Here is a 23,813-nt window from a genome sequence, read left to right as displayed (position 1 = left end):
ATGACTTGACCACGGTCGTGAGCGCCTAATCGCCCTGGTTTGTTCCGTAGACGAGCCGGTGCAAAGAGTTGAGGCTCATCTCATCAGCTGCCAGTTCCACCTCGCCGCCGCTCGTTCGGATACTGACCACGCGCTGGTTCCTTCGGAGCTCCTTTGGCGTGTGCGGAGGCAGCACTCGTTGCTCGGGGAACGACCGGACTTCGAGGATTCGGGGCGCTCCGATGACTTGATCCAGGCCAAAGGGTTCAATGACGTTGCGCTCTCTGAACACGATGGTGCTCGGTTTGAGCTGAGCCGACCCGGGTGCCCAGCGGCCGCGCAGCGACCCAGGCACAGCATTTGGATAGCGGAGGAGGCAATCAATGATCCCGTGTTCTTCGATATCCACGGTCAGACGCTTGCGTTTGTCGCGTCTCACGCCGACGAGCAGCAGGGCCTCGACGAGGAGGACTGCCCCGAGGCTGGTGAGGATCCGGGCGCCCAGGTCCGCATTCGGCAGCAGGATATTTGCAGGCAGCAAAGTTACCATGGGCAGCCACCAAATTGCGTGGTCAGAGATGCGCTCCAGTTTGCTCTTCGGAGCGCGTGTCGGTACTTCGGGCGCGACCATGCTTAATTGTCGTCCCTTCGCCTTTGGATTTACTTGGACACGAGTATCGATATGAGAGTTGTGCCGCAGGTGAGCACAAGGCTGTTCCCCGAACTGTAGAGCCGACAGCCGCCCTCCATCACAGCGACAGATCCCGAGAGCTCGTCGCCGGCATCCGTGAGCCGGTAGAAGAACGTGCTGTGCGGGCCCAGATCGATACTTTACGTATTCGCTAGGAGGTGAAAAATGGTCAACCCCGAAATCACCTCCATGTGGACGGCATGGGTTTTCCCCGTGTTATTCTTTTCCTTCTTGATTTTCCAGATCGAGCCGGAAACTCGGTCGTTGCCGGGAAAGAACACACGTGGTGTTCTAAGCCTGCTCCCCTGCCCAAACCGGACTTGGGGGGCGAAGTAGAGAGCAGCAACAGCTAAGATGCTATGGCGATGCACATATAAGAAGTTATTGCTTCGCAACGTTGGAAATATCCCGTGCCTAACGTCCTGCGGTTAGTCTAAGACAAACATTTCCAAGGTAAAGGAAATCCGTGTGACTAAACGCCGCCCAGGGAGCCAGTTCTCTTTGGTGTTAACACTCGGGTTGATTGGTGCCACGACAGCCTGCGGTAGTGCGAGTGGTGGCGGCCAGGAATTGCCGCGATTCTCGTCGCTGGATGCTGCCTATCAGGCGGTCGACGCAGTGCTGGACTGTGAGGATGACGTCGGTGCCCCGCCGACCAAGTTTCCGCTAGGAGGAGGGCCTACCGGCGAGGCTGTGTTGTGTACTGAGACTGTCGAAGTTCTCTGGTTCGACAGTCAGGAAGCCTTCGAGAACGTTCACGAAATGTATGTCGGTGCGGCTGGTAACCCTGGGTCTGTCTACCTAGTAGAGGGCCAAAACTGGTTTGTCGCCGATGTCGCTGAGGTCGCGCTGGGGGTAGAGGATCGCCAAAGAAATACGAACATGGAAGCCCTCGCCGAGGATCTCGGCGCCAAGTACGCAGTGAAGCGGTAACACCAGCAGACGGGAACAGAATGCGCACCTTCGCCAAACTCGCAGCTGGCACTGCGGTACTCCTGGCGATGGCCGGCTGCACCAGCGGACCAAAGCCCGCGCCGTCTGATCTGGCATTCAAGGACCTGCCCCTCACCTCAACCAATAAGCATCTGCTGGCAGAAGAGGCGCCCTACAGGTTCTACTCTTTGGTGCCACTCCCCAGCATGGCTAGCGGGCGCCTCTGCGTGGTCATACAGGATGAAGAGGGCGTCGAATCAACTGGATGTGGCGACAGTACCCCCTATATTGCCTGGGACAAGACAGAGGGAAATCCCGGCCTCCTGGAAGCGAAGCTGGCATACGACGGCTACGACGCCAGTAAGGAACTAGCCGAAGGCTGGCGCTACCTGCACAAGAACCTGCTGGTGCGCGGATTGGATGATCCGAAGTTCGAGATTGCTGCTCTCGAAGCTCCGGCCGGACCGGCCGATACCAGCCTGGCCGACGACGCGGAGGACTTAAACATCAAGGCAGACAGTGCACGGCTATTGGTCAAGGAGCACGACTACGTGTTCCACGCGGCGCTGTCGAACGACCCTGGTGAAGACGGCATTGTGTGCGTGGTCGTCGAGAATCTTAAAGCCGACACAGCTTCCGCCGGCTGCGGCGGCGGGGCCCCCGGTGTGGAGCTGGGCGCCCTTGGCGTAACGGCGAAGCTGGTTGTCGATGACTACGACGCCAGCAAAGAACTGGCTGAAGGCTGGCGCCAAGTGCACAAGAACTTGCTGGTTTACCCCTGATCAGCAGGCACGCCCGCAAGGGTCCGCTGCCCCGGCACATCCGCGGTGCCCAGCGAAACAAGTCCGTAGCCTAGGCACAGCCCGACAGACCGAACGCCGCCCCGAGGGCTATACGGAAGCGCGGAGTCCGCCTCGGCCGCAACGCAATGCCCCGACCGGCCGGCATGCACTCGTGAACAAGAACCGCTCCCGGCGGCGCCGTCTGCGGAAAAGGAACGCTCAGCCCATGGGCGGCGTCGGCGGCCCGACGACCACCGCGACGACGCCCAGGCCGGTGTGGGCGGCCAGGACCGAGGGCACCGGGGTCACCAGCACGTCGTCGCTCAGGTACTGCTGCAACGTTTCCGCGATGGCCCGGCTCTCGGTTTCGTTGCCGAAGTAGTGCACCGCAACCCGGGGTTCGTAGTCGAGTTCCTCGATCCGGCGCACCACCAGCTGCTGCAGCCGGGCCTGGGCTCGGGCGGCGGTCCGCACCTTCTCCAGCGGCAGGATGGCACCGTCGCGGATGGCCAGCAACGGCTTGATCGCCAGCAGGGAGCCGAGCAGTCCGGAGGCGGCGGAAATCCGGCCGCCGCGGCGCAGCTGGTCCAGGCTGGGCACGTAGAAGAAGACGTCCGAACACACGGCGGCCGCCTTGGCGCGCTCCGTCACGGCCTGCCGGTCGAGACCGCTCTGCGCCGCGATGACGGCGTCGATGACGGCGAATCCTTCACCCAGCGCGGCGCTGCGCGTATCCACCACTTCCACCGGGATGCCCACGCCGTCGGCCGCCAAGCCTGCCGCTTCGATCGTGCCGGAGAGCTCGGCCGAGAGGTGGATGGAGACGATCGCGTCGAAGCCCAAATCCTCGAGCTCCCGGTAGGTCCGCTCCAGAAGCCCCGGCGACGGGCGCGAGGTCTTGATGTCGCGCCCCTCGGCGAGCCCGACCGCCAAGGCGGAAGCGACGTCGTCGACGCCTTCCCCGTAAATCTGCCCGGAGATCATCACCGGCATCGGCACCACCCGCAGCCAGTCCGCGGTGTCCGGCTGGTTGACCCAGTCCGCGGGCAGCGAAGCGGCCGAATCCGTGACGACGGCAACCCGGTGCCGCTGCGGCTGGCCCGGCCGGGCAGGCGGCTGCTGCAGCAGTTGCTTGGACCGCTGTACCAGTTGCTCGAGCCAATTCATCGGGGCCAGGCCGCCGGTCAGGCCGGCACGATGTTGACCAGCTTCGGCGCGCGCACAATTACCTTGCGCACTCCGCGGCCGTCAAGCGTCCGGATGACCTGCGGCGAGGCCAGTGCGAGCTTCTCCAGCTCGTCCTCGTCGACATCGGCCGCCACCTCCAGCCGGTCGCGCACCTTGCCGGCTACCTGCACCACCGCGGTCACGGTGTCCTGCACCAGCAGGGACTGGTCCACGGCCGGCCAGGACGCCTTGACCACGGAGGGTTCGTGGCCCAGCTGGGCCCAGAGGTCCTCCGCGGTGTAGGGGGCAAACAGGCTCAGGATGACGGCCACTGCCTCGGTGGCCTCGCGGACGGCCGGGTCGGCGGCACCGGGGCCGGCGTCGATGGCCTTGCGGGTGGCGTTGACCAGCTCCATCAGCCGGGCGATGACCACGTTGAACTTGCCGGCATCGAGCAGTTCCGCCGCGTCGGCAACGGTCCGGTGGGTGACCGAGCGCAGGGCGCGGTCGCCGTCGTCGTAATCCGTGCCCGGAGCGGAGGCGACGTCCTGTCCCAGCCGCCAGGCGCGCGCCAGGAACTTGGCCGAGCCGGAGGGCGAAACGTCCGCCCAGTCCACGTCGTCTTCGGGCGGCGAGGCAAAGATCATGGTCAGGCGGACGGCGTCCACGCCGAACTTGTCCAGCTGTTCGCCCAGGTCCACGCCGTTGCCCAGCGACTTGCTCATCGCCTTGCCGCCGTTGAGCACCTGGCCCTGGTTCAGCAGCGCGCGGAACGGCTCGTCGAAATCGATCAGGCCCATGTCCTTGAGCACCTTGGTGAAGAACCGGCTGTAGAGCAGGTGCAGGATGGCGTGCTCGACGCCGCCCACGTACTGGTCCACCGGCAGCCAGCGGGCCGCGGCGTCCTTCTCGAACGGGCCCTCGGTGTAGTCCGGGGAGGCGAAGCGCAGGTAGTACCAGGAGGAATCCACGAAGGTGTCCATGGTGTCGGTGTCGCGCCGGGCGGCCTTGCCGCAGTTCGGGCAGTCGGTGTTGACCCAGTCCGCGGCGGAGGCCAGCGGCGAGGTGCCCTTGGGCGACAAGGCTTCGCCGCGCAGGTCGTCGGGCAGCCGCACGGGCAGCTGGTCATCGGGAACCGGGACCTCCCCGCACTCCTCGCAATGAACGATCGGGATCGGCGCGCCCCAGAACCGCTGACGGGACAGCAGCCAGTCGCGCAGCCGGAAGTTCACGGTCTTCTCGCCGGTGCCGGCCGCCTCCACCAATTCGATGGCGCGGGCGATGGCTTCGGTCTTGGACAGGCCGTCGAGCTCGCCGGAATTGATCAGGGTACCTTCGCCGCTGGTGGCGATCCCGGTGTCGGCCGGGTCCCCTTCCCCGGTATCGACGACGGCGCGCACGGGCAGGTCGAAGGCCTTCGCGAAGTCAAGGTCGCGCTGGTCGTGCGCCGGGACGGCCATGATCGCGCCGGTCCCGTAGTCGGCCAGCACATAGTCGGCGGCCCAGACCGGCAGCTTTTCGCCGTTAAGCGGGTTGATCGCGTAGCGGCCCAGGAACACGCCGGTCTTCTCGCGTTCGGTGGACTGGCGTTCGATGTCGGAGAGCGCCTTGATCTGCTCGCGGTAGGCCATCAGCGCATCGTGGTGTTCCGGGGCCACCAGGTCCAGCGCCAGGTGCGTATCGGCGGCGACCACGAAGAAGGTGGCGCCGTTCAGCGTGTCCGGGCGGGTGGTGAAAACCGTGACGTCCTGCGCCGGGCGTCCGCCGGCTTCCTCCACCGTGAAGCGGACGTGGGCGCCTTCCGAGCGGCCGATCCAGTTGCGCTGCATCGCCAGCACCCGCTCCGGCCAGTGGCCCTTGAGCTCGTCCATGTCGTCCAGCAGGCGGTCGGCGTAATCGGTGATCTTGAAGTACCACTGGTTCAGGCTCTTCTTGGTCACGGGCGTGCCGCAGCGCTCACACGCCCCGTTGACCACCTGTTCGTTGGCCAGCACGGTCAGGTCCTTCGGGCACCAGTTGACCGGGGAGTTTTTCCGGTAGGCCAGACCGCGTTCGTAGAACCGCAGGAACAGCCACTGGGTCCAGCGGTAGTACCCCGGGTCGGAGGTGTGCAGCCGGCGCGACCAGTCGGCGCTGATCGCGTAGCGCTTAAAGGACGCGGCCTGGGTGTCGATGTTGGCGTAGGTCCACTCGCTGGGGTGGGCGTTGCGCTTGATCGCGGCGTTCTCGGCCGGCAGGCCGAAGGAGTCCCAGCCGATCGGGTGCAGGACGTCGTAGCCCTTCAGCCGCCAGTAGCGGGCCACCACGTCGCCCATGGCGAACGCTTCGGCGTGGCCCATGTGCAGGTCGCCGGAGGGGTAGGGGAACATGTCAAGCACGTAGCGGCGTTCGCGGGAACCGTCGTCGGCGGGAGCGAAGACATCGAGTTCCTCCCACACGGCCGGCCATTTGGCCTCCATGGCGGAGAAACTGTACTCGTGCTGTTCCGTACCCGGCTGCGTACTCACTGTGCTTGCCTCGTCCTCTTGTCTGTACTGCGCACTGGCCTGACTCCCCTAGACACACAAAAGCCCCTCGGCATCGGAGGGGCGGGCCGCTGAAGCAGGGCCTGGGCCCCGCGGCAGCGGCTAGCTAAGGAGCAGTGCGAACATGGGACCACTTTACCGCACGTTCACAGGACATCGTCGTCGACCCAGTCGAAGGTCCGGGTGACCGCCTTCTTCCACAAACGCAGCCTGCGTTCCCGCTCTTCCGCCGGCATCTGCGGCTCCCAGCGTGCCTCCTGCACCCAGTTCCGGGCCAGCTGGTCCGTGCTCTCCCAGAACCCGACGGCGAGGCCCGCCGCATATGCCGCTCCCAGGGCGGTGGTCTCGGTGACCCGCGGGCGCATCACGGGCACGCCCAGGATGTCCGCCTGGAACTGCATCAGCGCATCATTGGCGACCATCCCGCCGTCGACCTTCAAACCGGTCAGCGGCACCGCGGCGTCCGCGTTGACCGCGTCCAGGACTTCCCGGGTCTGGAAGGCCGTGGCCTCCAGCGCGGCGCGGGCAATGTGCGCCTTGGTCACGAACCGGGTCAGGCCCACCAGTGCGCCGCGGGCATCCTGCCGCCAGTACGGCGCGAACAGGCCCGAGAACGCGGGCACGAAGTAGCAGCCGCCGGTGTCCTCGACCGTGGCCGCCAGTTGCTCGGCCTCCTGCGCGGATGACACCATGCCCAGGTTGTCGCGCAGCCACTGGATCAGCGACCCCGCGACGGCGATCGACCCCTCCAGCACGTAGTGCGGCGCCGCTTTGCCCAGCTGGTAGCCCACGGAGGTCAGCAGTCCGTGCGATGACCTGACGATCTCCTCGCCCGTGTTGACCAGCACGAAGCAGCCCGTGCCGTACGTGTTCTTGGCCTCGCCGGGGTTGAATGCCGCCTGCCCGAACGTGGCCGCCTGCTGGTCGCCGAGGATGCCCGCCACCGGGACGTGCCGCAGCAGTTGGGAGCCGTGCACGGTCGCGTAGGGCTCGGACGATGAGCGGATCTCCGGCAACATCGCGGCCGGCACGCCGAAGGCGTCCAGGATCTCCCGGTCCCACTGCAGCGTGCGCAGGTCCATGAACAGGGTGCGGGAGGCGTTGGTGACGTCGGTGGCGTGCGTGCCGCCGTCAGGCCCGCCGGTCAGGTTCCACAGGACCCAGCTGTCGGTGGTGCCGAACAGCAGCTCGCCGGCCTCGGCCCGTTCCTGCGCCCCGTCCACGTTGCGCAGGATCCAGGCCAGCTTGGTCCCGGCGAAGTAGGGCGCAAGCGGCAGGCCGGTCTGCTCGCGGAAGCGGTCTACGCCACCGTCGGCCGCCAGTTCGTCGCAGATCTGCTGCGTGCGCACGTCCTGCCAGACGATCGCGTTGTACACCGGCCGGCCCGTGCTCTTCTCCCACACCACCGTGGTTTCGCGCTGGTTCGTGATGCCGACGGCGGCTATGTCGTGCCGGGTCAGGCTGGCCCGGGACAGCGCCGTGCCCACCACCTCGCGGGTGTTGTCCCAGATTTCCAGCGGGTCGTGTTCCACCCAGCCCGGCTGCGGGAATATCTGCCGGTGCTCGCGCTGGCCGGTGGAGACCGGTGTCCCGGCGTGGTCGAAAATAATTGCGCGCGTGGAGGTGGTCCCCTGGTCGATTGCCAGCACGAACTCCGCCATCTCAGCCCTCCACGCTCCGGTCCGGGATTCGGTGCCCGGCTGCTGTTGAACCTAACCGGCGGCGCAGTGCAGCGTCAATCGAGCGGGCGCTGCCGGCGGCCCGCCGTGCTGTCCGCCCCGGTGCAGGGCCTCCGGTGCGGGCACGCGGTGCCGGCCCTGCTGGGGCAACATGGGCCGCGCTGCGCGGCAACGCGCCCGGGGGTCGGTAGAGTCGAAGGCATGAAATCAGGAGGGACCCTGGCGTGACCGCCGTTGCCGACCGCGCGGTGCGCCGCGAAATTCTGCTCGACGGCGCCCGGGTGCGCTACTGGGAATATCCCGCGGACGACGACGGCGCGCCCACCCTGCTGGTCATCCACGGGTTCCGCGGGGATCACCACGGGTTGGAACTGGTGGTGGGACAGCTGCCCGGTTACCGCGTGATCGCCCCCGATTTGCCCGGCTTCGGCGAATCGGAGCCTCTGGCCGCCGGCACGCACGGAATCGAGGGCTACACCCGGTTCCTGCACGCCCTCGCCGGCGAACTCAAGCTGGGCCCGGATACCTACGTCCTGGGACACTCCTTTGGGTCCATCGTGGTCAGCCACCACCTGGCGGCGCATCCGGGCAGCTTCCGGGCGGCCATCCTGGTCAACCCGATCAGCGAACCCGCGCTGCAGGGCCCCAAGGCGATCCCCTCCCGGCTCGCCGGGTTCTACTACTTCGCCGGGGCCAAGCTGCCCGAGCGGTTGGGCCTCTGGCTGCTGCGCCACCCGTTGATCGTCCGGGGCATGAGCATCATGATGGCGAAGACCCGCGACCCGCAGCTGCGCGCCTACATCCACGGGCAGCATGACGCCTACTTCAGCGCCTTCGCGAACCGGCGGGTGGTGCTGGAGGCCTTCCGCGCGTCCATCTCCGCCGACGTCGCGCAGGTCGCCGGCCGGCTGGACCTGCCGGTCCTCCTGATCGCCGGCGAACGGGACGACATCGGTTCCGTGACGAGCCAGCGCAGGCTCGCGGCGATGATCCCGGACTCCCGGCTTGAAGTGATCCCCGCCGTCGGGCATTTGATCCATTACGAAACCCCGGCACCGGCCGCCGCCTTCATCCGGGACTTCATCGACGGAATGAGTGCATGAAACTCCTGATTGACGCCCGGTTCACCCGCACCGACCAGCTGGACGGAATCAGCCGCTACGGCGCCAGCCTTATCGAAGCCGCGTCCCGGCTGGCGGACGTGAGCATGCTGATCAGCGACGAGCGGCAGCTGCAGCTCCTGCCCGACGTGCCCTGGGTCAAGATCAACAGTCCGCTCTCCCCCGCCGAACTCTTCGTGGCGCGCCGCGTGAACAAGCTGGGCGCCGACGTCGTCGTCTGCCCGATGCAGACCATGGGCAGCTTCGGCCGCAAGTACGGGCTCATCCTGACCCTGCACGACCTGATCTACTACTCGCACCCCAAGCCGCCGGGCTTCCTGCCCAAGCCGGTGCAGTGGCTCTGGCGGCTCTACCATAAGGCCTACTGGCCGCAGCGTCTCCTGTTGAACCGTGCGGACACGGTGGCCACCATCAGCCACACCACGCAGGCGCTGATGGAACGGCACCGGCTCACCCGCCGGCCGATCCGGATTGTTTCCAACGCCGCCCAGCCGCAGGGAGCGCCGCGCGATCCGGCCGTCGGCCGCGACAAGACCCTGCTCTACATGGGCTCGTTCATGCCGTACAAGAACGTGGAAACGATCATTGACGCCATGGCGCTGCTGCCGGACTACGAGCTCCATCTGCTCAGCCCGGTGCGTCCGGACAGGCAGGCCGAACTGGAGGCCCGCGCCGTCGACCCTCGCCGGCTGGTCTTCCACAACGGGATTTCCGACGCCGGATATCAGCAACTGCTGCAACGGACCACAGCGCTGGTCACCCTCTCCCGCGACGAGGGCTTCGGCCTGCCGCTGATCGAGGCCATGGCCGCCGGCACGCCGGTGATCGCCAGCGACATTCCGATCTTCCGTGAGGTTGGTGGCGGCGCCGTCACGCTGGTGGACCCGGATGAGCCCGCCGACTTCGCGGCGGCCGTGGCAGCGCTGGACCAGCCCGGTGCCTTCCGCGCGGCGTCGGAGGCCAGCATCCGCCGAGCCGCGGCGTACGACTGGAACGAGTCGGCCAAGCAGCTGGTCGCCGCCGCCGAGGAAGTGTTGGAACGACGGCGGAGCCGGTCCCGGTAGTTGTAGCCTGTCGTCAAGTCCAGGAATGTGCCTTGCAGTAGGGCCGGGACCTCGCCTAGGGGCCGGACAGGCCGGCTAGATCCGGGGTGCTGACGCGGCGGCCTTGCAAGCCGGTGGAGCTGCTGGGGTGGATGTCCTCCTGACGTGGCCGCATCCGGTCGGGCCACTCCACGGCGATCGTCCGCCCGTGCCGCATTCGGTCAGGGGCGCGCCACGGTTGCCATGCAGCTGGCACCGGCACGGATGCTGCGTCCCCCGGAAGTGGCGGTTTTGCCTCCTCGGAAGTGGCGGTTTTTGCTGCCTCCTCCGAAGTGGCGGTTGCTGCATCCTCTGAAACTGTCAGTGGCGGCGCATAGTCTGTTTTCAGTAGCAGTTCAGCACCAACGTTGGCCGCCGGGTCGTGGGTTTGCCGGTGGCGTCCGCGGATCCGTTCAGGGTTCGTGACCGCTCGTAGTCGAGGCCATGCAGTACGCATGCTGAAGATTGAGACGCTGAGATGTTTGATCCGGCAGTATCCGAACCTCCCGCCGCAGGACCGTCTGCCCCGGCCCGGCCTGCCGCAGCACCGGCTGCCGGCAGCGCTTCAAGGCGGGACGCCGGGCCGGCCTCGGGTCCGGTCGGGTCTGCCGCCGTTCGCGCCGCCGCCGCTGCCTTGGAGGGCATCGATCTGGAGGCGCCGGACCGGGAGTTGGTGGAAGAGCTCACGGCGCTGGAGGGGCTGAAGGCTGCCGCCGCGGCGGCGCAGGCCAGGGTTCAGGTCGCGCTGGAGAAATCCGTGCGTGCCCGCCGTGCCGCCGCTGGGATCCCCAAAGACCGGCAGGGCGCCGGTGTGGCGGCCCAGATCGGGTTGGCCCGGCGCGAGTCCCCGCACCGGGCCGCGGTCCTGCTGAACCTGTCCCGGACCCTGGTCGGGCAGATGCCGCACACCCTGGCCGCCCTGGCCGCGGGGCACCTGAACGAATACCGGGCCGAGATCCTGGCCCAGGAAACCGTCTGCCTGACCCCGGAGCACCGCGCCCGCGTGGACCGGGAACTGGCCCGGAACCCGGAGCGGCTGCACGGCCTCGGGAACCGGGCACTGCGGGCCGAAGCCAAACGCCTCGCCTACCGGCTCGAGCCCCGCTCGGTGGTGGACCGGGCGGCGCAGGCCGAAGCGGACCGGCACGTTTCCTCCCGCCCGGAGCCGGACACCATGGTCTCGGTCCGGACCCTGCTGCCGGTAATCCAGGGCGTGGCGGTGATGGCCGCCCTGCACCGGGAAGCGGACCGGCTGCGCAACAGCGGCGACCCCCGGTCCCGCGGCCAGATGATGGCCGACACCGTGTTCGAACGCGTCACCGGCCGCAGCACCGCCGACCCGGCCCGGCTGGAAATCCAACTGGTGATGACCGACCGCACTCTGCTCCAGGGCGAGGCCGAACCGGCCTGGCTGACCGGCTACGGCATCGTCCCGGCCCACTACGCCCGCCACCTCACCCGGTCGCCGCACCAACCGCCGGCAACGGCACACACACCCGAAGCCAGCACCGAAGCCAGCCCGCCCGGCCGCACCGCTGCCGGCGCGGGTCGCGAGGACAGCGGGTTACCGGCGGCAGCACCACACGGTGGCAGCCCGCCCTTCGGCGCCTGCAGCCCGCCGGGCGGGATGGGGCAGAAGGCGCCGCCGGCCGGGACCGAGCCGGGCTGGAAGACAGCCCGCGAGCAGGCCCACCGCACCAAAGTGCTGACACAGGGCACCGTGGAGGACATCTGGGTCCGCCGCCTCTACACCGCCCCCGGGACCGGACAGCTGCTGGGGATGGACTCGGCCGCGCGGAAGTTCCCCGACGGGATGCGCCGGATGATCCTCGCCCGCGACGCCGTCTGCGGCAGGCCCTGGTGCGACGCCCCGATCCGGCACATCGACCACATCGTGCCCTGGTCACAAGGCGGCAAAACGACCATGGCCAACGGCCAGGGACTGTGCGAGCAATGCAACCAGTCAAAAGAAGCCGAAGGCTGGTCCAGCCGCCCCCTCGAAGGACCACACCACACGATCGAAACCACCACCCCCACCGGACACACCTACACCTCCACACCACCACCACTACCCGGCACGCCGCCGCCCGGTACAGATGGAGCCCGAGCGCCCCTCGCATGGCACCGGACGGCGCACCCGGAAGGTTATAGCAGGTCGGTCCCGTCGCAGCGCACCTGTACCGGGTCGGGGACGCGTTTGGCGGACAGCGCCGCCTTGCGGTGACGGAGCGCAGCGGTCACGCGCGCTCCATCCTGATAGCTGAAGAACAGCAGCAGGCGGTGCTCGCTGCTCTCCCCCGATCGGGCCGGCAGCTCAACGGGGCCGACGCTGCGAAGGCTGCCGCTAAGCTCAAAGTCCGCCATGAAAGCTTCAATGCCTGAGGGCTTCCCGGTCAGGGCGGCGATCCTCACGGCCGGGGGAAGCTGAAGCTCACGTCGCAACTGCATCTCCCTGGCTGCGGCGCCAGCGGGGTCCCACCGAACCAAGGGCGCCACAACGGCATCCTGGTCGGCGGTGACTACCACCAGCCCCCCTTCCGACGCCGGCTGCACCAGCGACGCCGCGCGGAACCATCGGCGCAGCACGTCTTCGGGTGCGCGAAGGGACTCTCGGCTGAGCATGGCATTGCCATCCAGCAGCAACGCGGCCGCGTAGCCACCGGGCGCCACAGGCTCGGCTCCCGGTGTTGCGACCACCAGGGCTTTCCTTGACTCGACCACAGACTTGATGTGTTCCCCCGAAGAAGACACGACCGTCGCCCCCGGGAACGCACGTCCCAGTTCCTCTGCGGTACGCAGGGCCCCGACCGCAGAGGCACGGAGCCTGTGCGATCCGCATTCGGGACAGGAATAGTTCGCGGCCAACCGACCGCACCACCGGCAAGCCGGAGCCGCCGCGCGGCCCGGCTGCGCCAGCGGCCCGTTACAGTCGGTGCATCTGGCGGGCGTGCGGCAGTCCTGGCAGGCAAGGGCAGGTGAGAAGCCGGTCCGCGCCACCTGCACCAGCACCGGTCCGCGTTCCAGGCCTTCCTTGGCGGCCCGCCAAGCGGCCTGCGGCAAACGGGCATGGCGCAGCATGGGATCGCGTTCCTGTTGGAACGAATCCGCGGTGTTGAGGATGCGCGGAGTCGCCTGGCGCAGGAAGGGCCGGGCGGGCGTGAGCGCCGACGCCCAGCCGGTCTCGACCAACCGCTGTGCTTCGCCGCTGCGCGAGACCCCGGCGAACAGGGCCGCGCAGCCGGCCTGCGCCGTGCGCAGCAACAACACCTCGCGGGCATGCTGGTAGGGGGAACGCTGCTCCAGCAGCAGGTCATCGCCGTCGTCCCACATGGCCACCAGGCCCAGATCCTGCACCGGGGCGAAGGCGGCCGAGCGCGTCCCGACGGCCACGGATACCTCGCCATGCAGCAACCGCAGGTAGTTCCGGTAGCGCGGCGTCGGCCCGTCCTCGGCAGTCAGGCGGACAAACTGGTCCGTGCCAAGGACTCGCTCCAATTCGGCTTCCAGCCGGGCCAGGTCCTTGGCGTCCGGAACAACGACGACGGCGCCGCGGCCGCTCTGCCGTACGCTCGCCACGGCGTGCGCAACTTGGGCTGCCCACGAAGCGGGGCCGTAGGACTTGTGGCTGGCCAAAACGGCCCGCGGAGCGGCGCCCGACGCCAGCTGGGCCAGAAAGACGCCGGCGTCTTCATAACCGGCGAAGGCTTGCTCCGCCTCAGCCGTAGCTGCCGGGCCAGCAGTAGCAGCGGTGGTAGCCGGAGGGGCGGTGGTAGCCGTGGCAGCGGCAGTAACCGAAGGGGCTGCGGCTTCCGTAGCGGCGGTGGTAACCGAAGGGGCGGCAGCATCCGTAGCAGCGGTGGTAACCGAAGGGGCGGCAGCATCCTTAGCATCCGTGGCGGCGGTGGTAGCCGGGTGGGTATCCGCGGCCGGCTTGGCCTCCGCTGCCGCCGCGCCCGTCTCCCGGGCAGCGAATTCCTTGTCCACTTTGGCGACGCGGGGTGGGATGGCGGCGCGCAGTACGTCGCTGACGTTTCCGGCGTAGCGCTCGGCCACCGACGTGGCCAGCCGGAGCAGCTCCTCGGTCAGCACCGGCTGCGCGGAAACCACCTTGGCCAACGGGGCCAGCTTGACCCCTTCCGGCACCTCGGACGTGCGGCGGGTGATGTACCCGCTCATTTCCTGGCCGCCGAACCGGGCCTTGACCCGCGCGCCGGGAACAGCGTCGGCGTCCAAATGCTCCGGCACCAGGTAATCGAAGATCCGGTCCAGATGCGGCAACGCCGTTTCGATCAGCACCCGGGCCACCGGATCGGTCGCCGCCGCCGGCGAGGTGCCCGGCGCCTGCTTGGGGGCACCGAAGCCCTGCAGCAGGCTCAGCTGGTGCGGATCAGAGCCCATCAGGCTCAGGCGTTGAAGTAGCTGCGCAGTGCGTCCGCCCGGTCGGTCCGCTCCCAGGTGAAGTCGGCATGTTCACGGCCGAAATGGCCGTGTGCCGCGGTCTGCTTGTAAATGGGCCGCTTGAGCTCCAGGTCGTCGATGATGCCCAGCGGACGCAGGTCGAAGACTTCCTCGATCGCCTGGGCAATGCGCGCCGGATCAACGGTCTCGGTTCCGAAAGTTTCCACGTAGATGCCGACCGGATGCGCCATCCCGATGGCGTACGCGATCTGGATCTCCGCGCGCCGGGCCAGTCCGGCGGCCACCACGTTCTTGGCCACCCAGCGCATGGCGTAGGCGGCGGAACGGTCCACCTTGGACGGATCCTTGCCGGAAAATGCGCCGCCGCCGTGACGGGCCATGCCGCCGTAGGTATCCACGATGATCTTGCGTCCGGTCAGCCCGGCGTCGCCCACCGGCCCGCCGATCACAAAGTCACCGCCCGGATTGAGGATGTAGCGCACGTTGGTGGCGTCCAGGGAGCTGGCCGCCAGCACCGGCTCGATCACGCGCGAGGCGAGGTCGGCCCGCAGATGTGCCAGGTCCACGCCGCCTTCATGCTGGCTGGAAATCACGACCGAGTTGACGGACACCGGCTTGTCGCCGTCGTAGCCGACGGTCACCTGCGTCTTGCCGTCCGGCCGCAGATACGGGAGCGTCCCGTCCTTCCGCACCTCGGTCAAACGCTCGGACAGCCGGTGCGCGAGCCAGATCGGGGCGGGCATCAAGACGTCGGTCTCGTCGCTGGCATAGCCGAACATGATGCCCTGGTCGCCGGCGCCCTGGGCGTCACGCGCGTCGATGCTTGTCCCCTCGCGGGTTTCAAAGGAGTTGAAGACCCCGGAGGCGATCTCCGGCGACTGCTGGCCGATGGAAACCGAGACCCCGCACCGCGCACCGTCAAACCCCTTGTCCGAGGAGTTGTAGCCAATCTCCAGGATGGTATCCCGGACGATCTGCGGGATCTCCACGTAGCCCTGCGTGGTGACCTCGCCGGCCACATGTACCAGACCGGTCGTCGTCAGCGTCTCTACGGCTACCCGCGACTCGGGATCCTCGCGCAGCAGGGCGTCGAGGATGGCGTCGGAAATCTGGTCACAGATCTTGTCCGGATGGCCTTCGGTCACGGACTCGGACGTGAAGAGCCGCAGATTGCTGTCAGAAGAAGTCACAGACATACCTTACTTGCTGGCGGGGACCGCCACGGAACTGTAGACGCGGCCCCAAAGGCCCGGTCATGGAGCGAAACAGTAGTACACACGGGGTCACGGGCGGCCCGGTTCCCGCGGCACGAGGGAGACGGCGCCCTCGCGCTCCCCCACAGGCAGAAGCAGCGGCCGCCCGGTGCCAGCGTCAGCCCGGAGTCAGCCTCAGCCGGAGAGTTCGGCGGTAATGCGCTCAATGATCACGGCCGCCGCACTGTCTTTGCTGCCGCGGTGGGTCTGCGGTTCGACTTCGCTGCGTGCCAGCACCGTGATCTCGGTGTCATCCTGGCCGAACACCAGGTCGCGGCCCACGCGGTTGAGCACCAGCAGGTCGCAGCCCTTCCGTTCGAGCTTGCTGCGCGCGTAGTCGAGCACGTCCCCGCGGTCGTCGCCGGTTTCCGCCGCGAAACCGACGATCAGCGGCGCCTCGCCGGAGCCGCGCTGCTGCACGACCTCCACCAGGATGTCCGGATTCCGCACCAGCGTAATCACCGGGTCGTCGGCGTCGTCGCGCTTCTTGATCTTGGTATCGGTCACTTCCGCCGGCCGGAAATCCGCCACGGCGGCTGCCATGATCACGACGTCGGAGCGCGCCGCCGCTTCGAGCGTCGCCTCGCGCAGGTCCAAGGCGGTTTCCACCGAGCTGGACTTGATCCCGTCCGGAATTTCCACCTCAAGGTGGGCGGCGATCAGTTCGACCTCCGCTCCCGCAGCCGCAGCGGCGCGGGCCAGTGCCACGCCCTGCTTGCCGGAGGACCGGTTGCCCAGGAAGCGCACGGGGTCCAGCGGTTCGCGGGTGCCGCCGGCAGTGACCAGGACCCGCTTCCCGGCCAGCGGACCGGGTTCCGGAGCCGCGAGCCCGGGCACGGCCGAGTCCGGCGCCCAGCCAGCCTCCGCCGTCGTCCGGGGTTTTAACGTTCCGTCGGCGAGGCCTGCGGCGATGAAATCGTAGATTTCCGCCGGTTCGGGCAGCCGGCCGGGGCCGGTGTCCTTGCCGGTCAGGCGGCCTACGGCCGGGTCCATCACCGTGGTGCCCCGGCTGCGCAGCGTGGCCACGTTCGCCGCGGTGGCCGGGTGCTGCCACATTTCGGTGTGCATGGCCGGCACAAAGACCACCGGCGCGGTGGCCACCAGCAGCGTGTTGGTGAGCAGGTCGCCGGCCAGGCCGGCGGCTGCGCGTGCCAACAGATCCGCGGTGGCCGGGCACACGACCACGAGGTCGGCTTCCTGTCCGAGGCGGACGTGGTTGACCGACTCGACGGCATCGAAAACGCTGTTGCTCACCGGGTTGCCGGAGAGGGCTTCCCAGGTGGCGCGGCCCACGAACTTTTCGGCGGCGTCGGTCGGGATGACCGTCACCTCGTGGCCGGCTTCCTTAAACAACCGAAGCAGGGATGCCGACTTGTAGGCGGCGATGCCGCCGCCCACGCCCAAAATGATCCGCATGCCTGCCCCGGTGTTAGACGCTGGTTACTCTGCGGCCTTTTCGACGGGCTTGCTGACCAGCAGGCCCTCGTTGATTTCGCGCAGTGCGATGGACAGCGGCTTCTCGTTCAGCTTGGTGTCCACCAGCGGGCCGACATACTCGAACAGGCCTTCGTGCAGCTGCGAGTAGTAGGCGTTGATCTGGCGGGCACGCTTGGCACCGTAAATCACCAGCGCGTACTTCGAATCCGTTGCTTCCAGCAGGGAGTCGATCGGCGGGTTGATGATGCCTTCGAGGTTGGTCGACACTAAATCTCCAATGGGTTCCGGGACGTGTTCTTCTGGACCCGCTCAGCGCGGGTGCGGGACAAGTCCCATCAATGAAACGAGCTCGTCTGCCGCCCGCTGGACATCGTCGTTAACGACGGTGAAATCGAACTCGGGCTCGGCAGCAAGTTCTAGTTTAGCGGTTTCCAGCCGGCGCTGCTGTTCTTCGGGTGTTTCCGTGCCGCGGCCCACCAGTCGGCGGACCATTTCCTCCCAGCTCGGCGGGGCCAAAAACACGAACGTGGCATCCGGCATGGACTCCTTGACCTGCCGGGCGCCCTGCAGGTCGATCTCCAAGAGCACGGATTTGCCGTCCGCCATGGCTTCCTCCACGGTGCGCCGCAGCGTCCCGTAGCGGTTCCGGCCGTGCACCAGGGCCCACTCGAGCATGTCGCCGGCGGCCACCAGCCGATCGAACTCTTCGGGGCCGACGAAAAAGTAGTGGACTCCGTCCTGCTCACCGGGCCGCGGTTCGCGGGTGGTGGCGGATACCGACAGCCAGACGTCGGGGTAGTTGTCGCGGATATAGGTGGAAACGGTGCCCTTGCCGACGGCCGTGGGGCCGGCGAGAACGGTCAGGCGGGGTTTGTCGGACATATCTTCCATCTGTTACTGGGATTTCAAGTGGTCTATCAGGGCCCGCCGCTGGTGGATGCCGAGCCCGCGCAGCCGGCGGCTGGGCGCAATGCGGACGCTCTCCATGATGGCGGCGGCGCGGACCGGTCCGATGCCCGGCAACGATTCGAGCAGTTCGGCCACGCGCAGCCGGCCGACCGATTCCATCGACGCGGCCGCCTCAATCACCTCGGCCACGGTCATGACGCCGGATTTCACTTTGGCCTTGATTTCCGCGCGTTCGACCCGGGCGGCCGTCGCTTTCAGCCGGGCGGTGGTGCGTTCGCTCTCCGTCAGCGGTCGAAGACCCACAGCTCCTCCAGACAATCCGGCCCCTCGGACAAGATGCCGGGCGGGCACTTTGGGCATGAATTGAACTTACCAGAACCGCAACACCGCGGCTCAGGGCCGCCGCCACGCCCGGCTGTTCGGCACGGGAGGTTAGACGGGCCAGCCCGGCCGCTGCTCAGCCCACGAGGCCCGACAAACCCGCCAGGGTGCGGTCCGCGGCCCCGCGCAAGGCGGCGGTGTCCGGGCCGGCCTGGAGGATGTCCCGGCTGGAGGTGGCCAGGACATTCCCGACGGCGGAGCCGAAGGCCGCCGCGATGTCCGCGCCGGTGGCACCCTGTGCGCCCAGCCCGGGGGCCAGCAGCGGCCCGTTGACCGCCGCCAGGTCCAACCCGAGCCGTTCCATCACCTCGGCCCGGACCGTGGCGCCGACCACCAGGCCGACGGAGCCCAGCTCGCCGGCGCGGCCGGCCTCCGCGTTGTCGGCGGCCGCCGCTTCCGCGATCCGGGCGGCCACGGACTCGGCGCCGCCGACGTGCTGCACGCTGGCGCCCTCCGGGTTGGAGGTCAGCGCCAGCACGAACACTCCCCGGCCCGTTGCCGCGGCCATATCCAGCGCGGGCCGCAGCGATCCATACCCGAGGTAGGGGCTGAGCGTCACGGCGTCGGCCGCCAGCGCCGAGCCGTCCCGCAGCCAAGCGTCTGCGTAGGCCGCCATGGTGGAGCCGATGTCGCCGCGCTTGGCGTCGGCGATCGTCAGGGCACCGGCCTGGGCCGCGGCCGCCAGCAGCTTCTCCAGCACCGCCAGGCCGGCCGAACCGTGCCGTTCGTACAGTGCCACCTGGGGCTTGAGGGCGGCAGCCTGCTCCCCCACCGCGTCCAGCACGGTGAGGGAGAAGCGTTCCAGCCCTCCGGCGTCGTCGTTCAGTCCCCAGGCGGAGAGCAGCGGCGGGTGCGGGTCGATGCCCACGCACAAAGGCCCGCGGGCCTCCATTGCCGCCCGCAGCCGCCGCCCGAAGGTGGCGGGCTGCGGCCGGTCGTGCGGCTCAGGCATGGAAGGCGGCCTTCAGGTTCTCCGCGTGTTCCTGCAGGCTTGTGACGTCCCACTCGTACTGGCGCATCGCTTCGATGGCCTGGATGGCGGCACCGAACTCGGACACCGTGGTGATGATCGGCGTTCCCACCGACGTCGCCGCAGCGCGGATCTCGTAGCCGTCGCCGCGGGCCTGGCCGCCGGACGGGGTGTTGAGGATCAGCCCGATGCGGCCTTCGGCGATGAGGTCGACGATGGTGCCCTCGCCCTCGTCGGAGCGCCCTTCGGCGATCTTGCGCACGGTGGTGGACTGGATGCCGTTGCGGCGCAGCACTTCGGCCGTGCCGCCGGTGGAGAGGATTTCGAAGCCCAGGTCCACCAGCAGCTTCACGGGCATGATGATGGAGCGCTTGTCGCGGTTGGCCACCGAGACGAACACCTTGCCGGACGTCGGCAGCGCGCTGCCGGCCGCGGCCTGGCTCTTGGCGAAGGCCGTGTCGAAGTACTTGTCGATGCCCATGACCTCGCCGGTGGAGCGCATCTCCGGGCCGAGCAGCGAGTCGACCACGGTGCCTTCGGGCGTGCGGAAGCGGCTGAACGGAAGCACCGCCTCCTTCACGGCGACAGGCGCCTCCAGCGGCAGCCGGGAACCGTCGCCGGTCTCCGGCAGCACCTTGTAGACGCTGCGCAGCATGGCGATGTCAACGCCGGTACCGATCAGCGCCGCGGCCTTGGCCAGCTGCACGCCGGTGGCCTTGGAGACGAACGGGACGGTGCGGGAAGCTCGCGGGTTGGCCTCAATCACATAGAGCACGTCGGCGGCCAGCGCGAACTGGATGTTGATCAGGCCGCGCACCCCCACGCCCTCGGCGATGGCGGCGGTGGCGTTGCGCACCCGGTCCAGGACGTCGGCGCCCAGGGTGATCGGCGGCAGCACACAGGCGGAGTCGCCGGAGTGGATCCCGGCCTCCTCGATGTGCTCCATGATGCCGCCGACGTAGAGGTCCTTGCCGTCGTAGAGGGCATCGACGTCGATCTCGATCGCGTCTTCCAGGAAGCGGTCCACCAGCACCGGGTGGTCCGGGGTGATCTCGGTGGCGTTGGCGATGTAGCGCGACAGGTTGGCCTCGTCGTAGACGATCTCCATGCCGCGCCCGCCCAGCACATACGACGGGCGGACCAGCACGGGGTAGCCGATCTCGTCGGCGATCTTCTTCGCTTCCTCGAAGGACACGGCGGTGCCGTTCTTCGGGGCGATCAGGCCGGCCGAATCCAGCACGCGTTGGAACGCGCCGCGGTGCTCGGCCAGGTCGATGGCTTCCGGCGAGGTGCCGAGGATCGGGATGCCGGCGTCGGCCAGCGCCTGGGCCAGCTTCAGCGGCGTCTGGCCGCCCAGTTGCACGAACACGCCGAGCACGCCGCCGGTGCGCTCCTCCGCCGCGATGACCTCCAGCACGTCCTCGAGCGTGAGCGGCTCGAAGTACAGGCGGTTGGAGATGTCGTAGTCGGTGGAGACGGTCTCCGGGTTGCAGTTGATCATGACCGTCTCGTGCCCGGCCTTGCGCAGCGCCATGGTGGCGTGGACGCAGGAGTAGTCGAACTCAATGCCCTGGCCGATCCGGTTGGGGCCGGAGCCGAGGATGATCACGGACGGCTTCGCGTGCAGCTCGACCTCGTCCTCCTCGTCGTAGGACGAGTAGTGGTACGGGGTGTAGGCGGCGAATTCGGCGGCGCAGGTGTCCACCGTCTTGAACACCGGGCGGATGCCCAGCGCGTGGCGGACCCCGCGGACCACTGCCTCGCTGGTGTGGCTCAGCTTGCCGATCTGTTCATCGGAGAAGCCGTGCCGCTTGGCCAGCCGCAGGATGTCCTCGGTCAGTGCCGGCGCGCGGCGGATTTCGGTGGCCACCTCGTTGATCAGCTGCAGCTGGTCCAGGAACCACGGGTCGATCGCCGTGGCTTCGAAGACCTGCTCGACCGTGGCACCGCCGAGCAGCGCCCGCTGCACCATCGAGAGCCGCTCGGTGGACCCGACCCTGGACTTGGCCAGCAGTTCGGGCACGTCATAGTCGTTGACCGGGTCGAACTCGAGCTGCGAGCCCTTCTGCTCCAGCGACCGCAGCGCCTTCTGCAGCGCCTCGGTGAAGTTGCGGCCGATGGCCATCGCCTCGCCCACGGACTTCATAGTGGTGGTCAGCGTCGGGTCGGCGGCCGGGAACTTCTCGAACGCGAAACGCGGGACCTTGACGACGACGTAGTCCAGCGTCGGTTCGAAGGCGGCCGGGGTCTGCTGCGTGATGTCGTTGGGGATCTCGTCCAGCGTGTACCCGAGCGACAGCTTGGTGGCGATCTTGGCGATCGCGAAACCGGTGGCCTTGGAAGCCAGCGCCGAGGACCGGGACACGCGCGGGTTCATTTCGATCACCACGACGCGGCCGGTGTCCGGTTCGATGGCGAACTGGATGTTGCAGCCGCCGGTATCGACGCCGACTTCGCGGATCACCGCGATGGAGATGTCGCGCAGCTTCTGGAACTCGCGGTCGGTCAGCGTCATGGCCGGGGCCACCGTGATGGAGTCGCCGGTGTGCACGCCCACCGGATCGAAGTTCTCGATCGAGCACACGACCACGACGTTGTCGTTCTTGTCGCGCATCATCTCGAGCTCGTATTCCTTCCAGCCCAGGATGCTCTCTTCGAGCAGCACCTCGCTGGTGGGGCTGTACTGGATGCCGGCGCCGGCGATCCGGCGCAGGTCGTCCGCGTTGTAGGCCATGCCGGAGCCGAGGCCACCCATGGTGAAGGACGGGCGCACCACCATCGGGTAGCCCAGCTCCTCGGCCGCGGCAAAGGCTTCGTCCATCGAGTGCACGATCACGGACTTGGCGGATTCGGCGCCGCAGCGCTCCACCACGCCCTTGAACTTCTCCCGGTCCTCGCCGAGTTCGATGGCGGCGATGTTGGCGCCGATCAGCTCAACGTTGTACTTGTCCAGCACGCCGTTCTTGTCCAGCGCTATCGCGGTATTCAGGGCCGTCTGGCCGCCCAGGGTGGGCAGCAGGGCGTCCGGGCGCTCCTTGGCGATGATCTTTTCGACCACCTCCGGGGTGATCGGCTCCACGTAGGTGGCATCGGCGAACTCGGGGTCCGTCATGATGGTGGCCGGATTCGAGTTGACCAGGATGACCCGCAGGCCCTCCTCCTTCAGCACCCGCAGCGCCTGCGTGCCGGAGTAGTCGAATTCGGCCGCCTGTCCGATCACGATGGGACCGGAACCGATGACCAGGACGGACTTCAGATCTTCTCTCTTGGGCATTACTTGCTTTCCTTCGTCGTCTCGGAAGCGGTTCCGGTCTGGGTTCGGCGGGAGTTCATCAGGTCGGTAAATCGGTCGAACAGGGGCGCCGCATCGTGTGGCCCGGCGGCCGCCTCCGGGTGGTACTGGACGGAGAAGGCGGGGATGTCCAGGCAGTTCAGGCCCTCGACGACGTCGTCGTTCAGGCAGACGTGGCTGACTTCGACCCGGCCGAAGCGTTCCTCCGGGGCCAGCGTGGGCCCGTCCAGCGGGGCGTCGACGGCGAAGCCGTGGTTCTGCGAGGTGATCTCGACCTTTCCGGTGCGCCGGTCCATCACCGGCACGTTGATGCCGCGATGGCCGTAGCGCAGTTTGTAGGTGCCGAAGCCCAGGGCGCGGCCCAGGATCTGGTTGCCGAAGCAGATGCCGAAGAACGGCAGGCCGGCGTCGAGCACCTTGCGCAGCAGCAGCACCTGGCGGTCGGCCGTGGCCGGGTCGCCGGGCCCGTTGGACATGAACATGCCGTCGGGCGAGACGGCCTGGATGTCTTCGAAGCTGGCGGTGGCGGGCAGCACGTGCACCCGGATCCCGCGCTCGGCGAACCGGACGGGGGTCATGGCCTTGATGCCCAGGTCGAGGGCGGCGACCGTGAACCGCGGCTCACCTTCCCAGCCGTGGTCGGCCGGTTCGACGACGTAGGCTTCCGTGACGCTGACCTCTTCGGCGAGCCGGGCGCCTTCCATCGCCGGCTGCGCGGCGACCTCGGCCAGCAGCTCCGCCGCGGGGCGGGCGGCCGCGTCGCCGGAGAAGATGCCGGCCTTCATCGCGCCGCGCTCGCGCAGGTGGCGGGTCAGCGCGCGGGTGTCCACGCCCTGGATGCCCACGATGCCCTGGTTGACCAGTTCGTCGTCCAGGCTGCGCTCGGAGCGCCAGTTGGAGGGCCGGCGGGCCGGGTCGCGGACCACGTAGCCGGCCACCCAGATCTTGCGGGATTCCGCGTCGTCGTCGTTCACCCCGGTGTTGCCGATGTGGGGCGCGGTCTGCACCACCAGCTGGCGGGCGTAGGACGGGTCGGTGATGGTCTCCTGGTAGCCGGTCATGCCGGTGGAAAAGACCGCCTCGCCCAGCGCGGTGCCCTGGGCGCCGTAGCTGCGGCCGCGGAAGGTCCGGCCGTCTTCGAGCACCAGCAGCGCCGGTGCGGAGAGGAAAGTTGTTTCTGCGCTCACGATGTG

General features: G+C 68.1%; 18 protein-coding genes. 5 read left to right on the top strand and 13 right to left on the bottom strand.

What is annotated here, in order from left to right; genetic code table 11:
* Positions 1-25: 25 nt before the first annotated feature.
* Entirely contained in the window at positions 26-610 is a 585-nt protein-coding gene (locus tag AC5RVS_RS16360) for a hypothetical protein (RefSeq protein WP_494108923.1), read from the bottom strand.
* Positions 611-1,138: 528 nt separating this feature from the next.
* Between AC5RVS_RS16360 and AC5RVS_RS16355 the strand changes: the two genes are divergently transcribed.
* Positions 1,139-1,603, top strand: coding sequence for a hypothetical protein (locus AC5RVS_RS16355; RefSeq protein ID WP_494108922.1), 465 nt, complete (start codon positions 1,139-1,141; stop codon positions 1,601-1,603).
* Positions 1,604-1,623: 20 nt separating this feature from the next.
* Positions 1,624-2,385, top strand: coding sequence for a hypothetical protein (locus AC5RVS_RS16350; protein WP_494108921.1), 762 nt, complete (start codon positions 1,624-1,626; stop codon positions 2,383-2,385).
* A gap of 219 nt (positions 2,386-2,604) precedes the next feature.
* On the opposite strand, the gene AC5RVS_RS16345 is transcribed toward AC5RVS_RS16350, so the two are convergent.
* The 3 genes from AC5RVS_RS16345 to glpK all read right to left on the bottom strand — a co-directional run bounded on the left by AC5RVS_RS16345 (position 2,605) and on the right by glpK (position 7,738).
* On the bottom strand, positions 2,605-3,552 hold the full coding sequence (locus AC5RVS_RS16345) for a DegV family protein (RefSeq protein ID WP_494108920.1): 948 nt from the start codon (positions 3,550-3,552) through the stop codon (positions 2,605-2,607).
* A gap of 17 nt (positions 3,553-3,569) precedes the next feature.
* The gene (leuS, locus tag AC5RVS_RS16340) at positions 3,570-6,059 is read right to left on the bottom strand and encodes a leucine--tRNA ligase (protein ID WP_494108919.1); all 2,490 of its coding nucleotides are present in this window, start codon (positions 6,057-6,059) and stop codon (positions 3,570-3,572) included.
* 164 nt (positions 6,060-6,223) lie between these two features.
* Complete coding sequence (gene glpK / locus AC5RVS_RS16335; RefSeq protein ID WP_494108918.1) at positions 6,224-7,738, bottom strand: glycerol kinase GlpK; 1,515 nt, start codon at positions 7,736-7,738, stop codon at positions 6,224-6,226.
* A gap of 242 nt (positions 7,739-7,980) precedes the next feature.
* Here glpK and AC5RVS_RS16330 point away from each other — a divergent pair, with 242 nt between their 5' ends.
* From AC5RVS_RS16330 to AC5RVS_RS16320, 3 genes are all read left to right on the top strand, one after another.
* Positions 7,981-8,859, top strand: a complete 879-nt coding sequence (locus AC5RVS_RS16330; protein ID WP_494108917.1) for an alpha/beta fold hydrolase — start codon at positions 7,981-7,983, stop codon at positions 8,857-8,859.
* Positions 8,856-9,941 carry a glycosyltransferase family 4 protein gene (locus AC5RVS_RS16325; protein WP_494108916.1) on the top strand — a complete coding sequence of 362 codons (1,086 nt, stop codon included), beginning with the start codon at positions 8,856-8,858 and terminating at the stop codon, positions 9,939-9,941. Before AC5RVS_RS16330 ends, AC5RVS_RS16325 begins: the two co-directional genes overlap by 4 nt.
* Positions 9,942-10,437: 496 nt before the next feature.
* Positions 10,438-12,183, top strand: coding sequence for an HNH endonuclease (locus AC5RVS_RS16320; protein WP_494108915.1), 1,746 nt, complete (start codon positions 10,438-10,440; stop codon positions 12,181-12,183).
* Here AC5RVS_RS16320 and AC5RVS_RS16315 read toward each other — a convergent pair.
* The 9 genes from AC5RVS_RS16315 to carA form a co-directional block, all read right to left on the bottom strand.
* The gene (locus tag AC5RVS_RS16315) at positions 12,105-14,357 is read right to left on the bottom strand and encodes a primosomal protein N' (RefSeq protein WP_494108914.1); all 2,253 of its coding nucleotides are present in this window, start codon (positions 14,355-14,357) and stop codon (positions 12,105-12,107) included. The two genes, AC5RVS_RS16320 and AC5RVS_RS16315, sit on opposite strands and share 79 nt — an antisense overlap.
* A gap of 5 nt (positions 14,358-14,362) precedes the next feature.
* The gene (metK, locus tag AC5RVS_RS16310; protein WP_493987141.1) at positions 14,363-15,568 is read right to left on the bottom strand and encodes a methionine adenosyltransferase; all 1,206 of its coding nucleotides are present in this window, start codon (positions 15,566-15,568) and stop codon (positions 14,363-14,365) included.
* 198 nt (positions 15,569-15,766) lie between these two features.
* Positions 15,767-17,047: a bifunctional phosphopantothenoylcysteine decarboxylase/phosphopantothenate synthase gene (locus AC5RVS_RS16305; protein WP_494108913.1), complete on the bottom strand. Its 1,281-nt coding sequence runs from the start codon at positions 17,045-17,047 to the stop codon at positions 15,767-15,769.
* A 24-nt stretch (positions 17,048-17,071) separates the two neighbouring features.
* Positions 17,072-17,335: a DNA-directed RNA polymerase subunit omega gene (gene rpoZ, locus AC5RVS_RS16300; RefSeq protein WP_493977538.1), complete on the bottom strand. Its 264-nt coding sequence runs from the start codon at positions 17,333-17,335 to the stop codon at positions 17,072-17,074.
* A 42-nt stretch (positions 17,336-17,377) separates the two neighbouring features.
* Positions 17,378-17,950, bottom strand: a complete 573-nt coding sequence (gmk, locus tag AC5RVS_RS16295; RefSeq protein WP_494108912.1) for a guanylate kinase — start codon at positions 17,948-17,950, stop codon at positions 17,378-17,380.
* A gap of 12 nt (positions 17,951-17,962) precedes the next feature.
* Entirely contained in the window at positions 17,963-18,280 is a 318-nt protein-coding gene (gene mihF / locus AC5RVS_RS16290) for an integration host factor, actinobacterial type (RefSeq protein ID WP_494108911.1), read from the bottom strand.
* Between the two features lie 154 nt (positions 18,281-18,434).
* On the bottom strand, positions 18,435-19,310 hold the full coding sequence (gene pyrF, locus AC5RVS_RS16285) for an orotidine-5'-phosphate decarboxylase (RefSeq protein WP_494108910.1): 876 nt from the start codon (positions 19,308-19,310) through the stop codon (positions 18,435-18,437).
* A complete protein-coding gene (carB, locus tag AC5RVS_RS16280) occupies positions 19,303-22,602 on the bottom strand; it encodes a carbamoyl-phosphate synthase large subunit (RefSeq protein ID WP_494108909.1) in 3,300 nt (1,099 codons plus the stop codon). Before carB ends, pyrF begins: the two co-directional genes overlap by 8 nt.
* Positions 22,602-23,807 carry a glutamine-hydrolyzing carbamoyl-phosphate synthase small subunit gene (carA, locus tag AC5RVS_RS16275; RefSeq protein WP_493987135.1) on the bottom strand — a complete coding sequence of 402 codons (1,206 nt, stop codon included), beginning with the start codon at positions 23,805-23,807 and terminating at the stop codon, positions 22,602-22,604. Before carA ends, carB begins: the two co-directional genes overlap by 1 nt.
* Positions 23,808-23,813 lie beyond the last annotated feature (6 nt).

Source organism: Arthrobacter sp. Y3221048, assembly GCF_059092685.1.
This window is presented reverse-complemented; position numbering and strand designations above follow the sequence as displayed.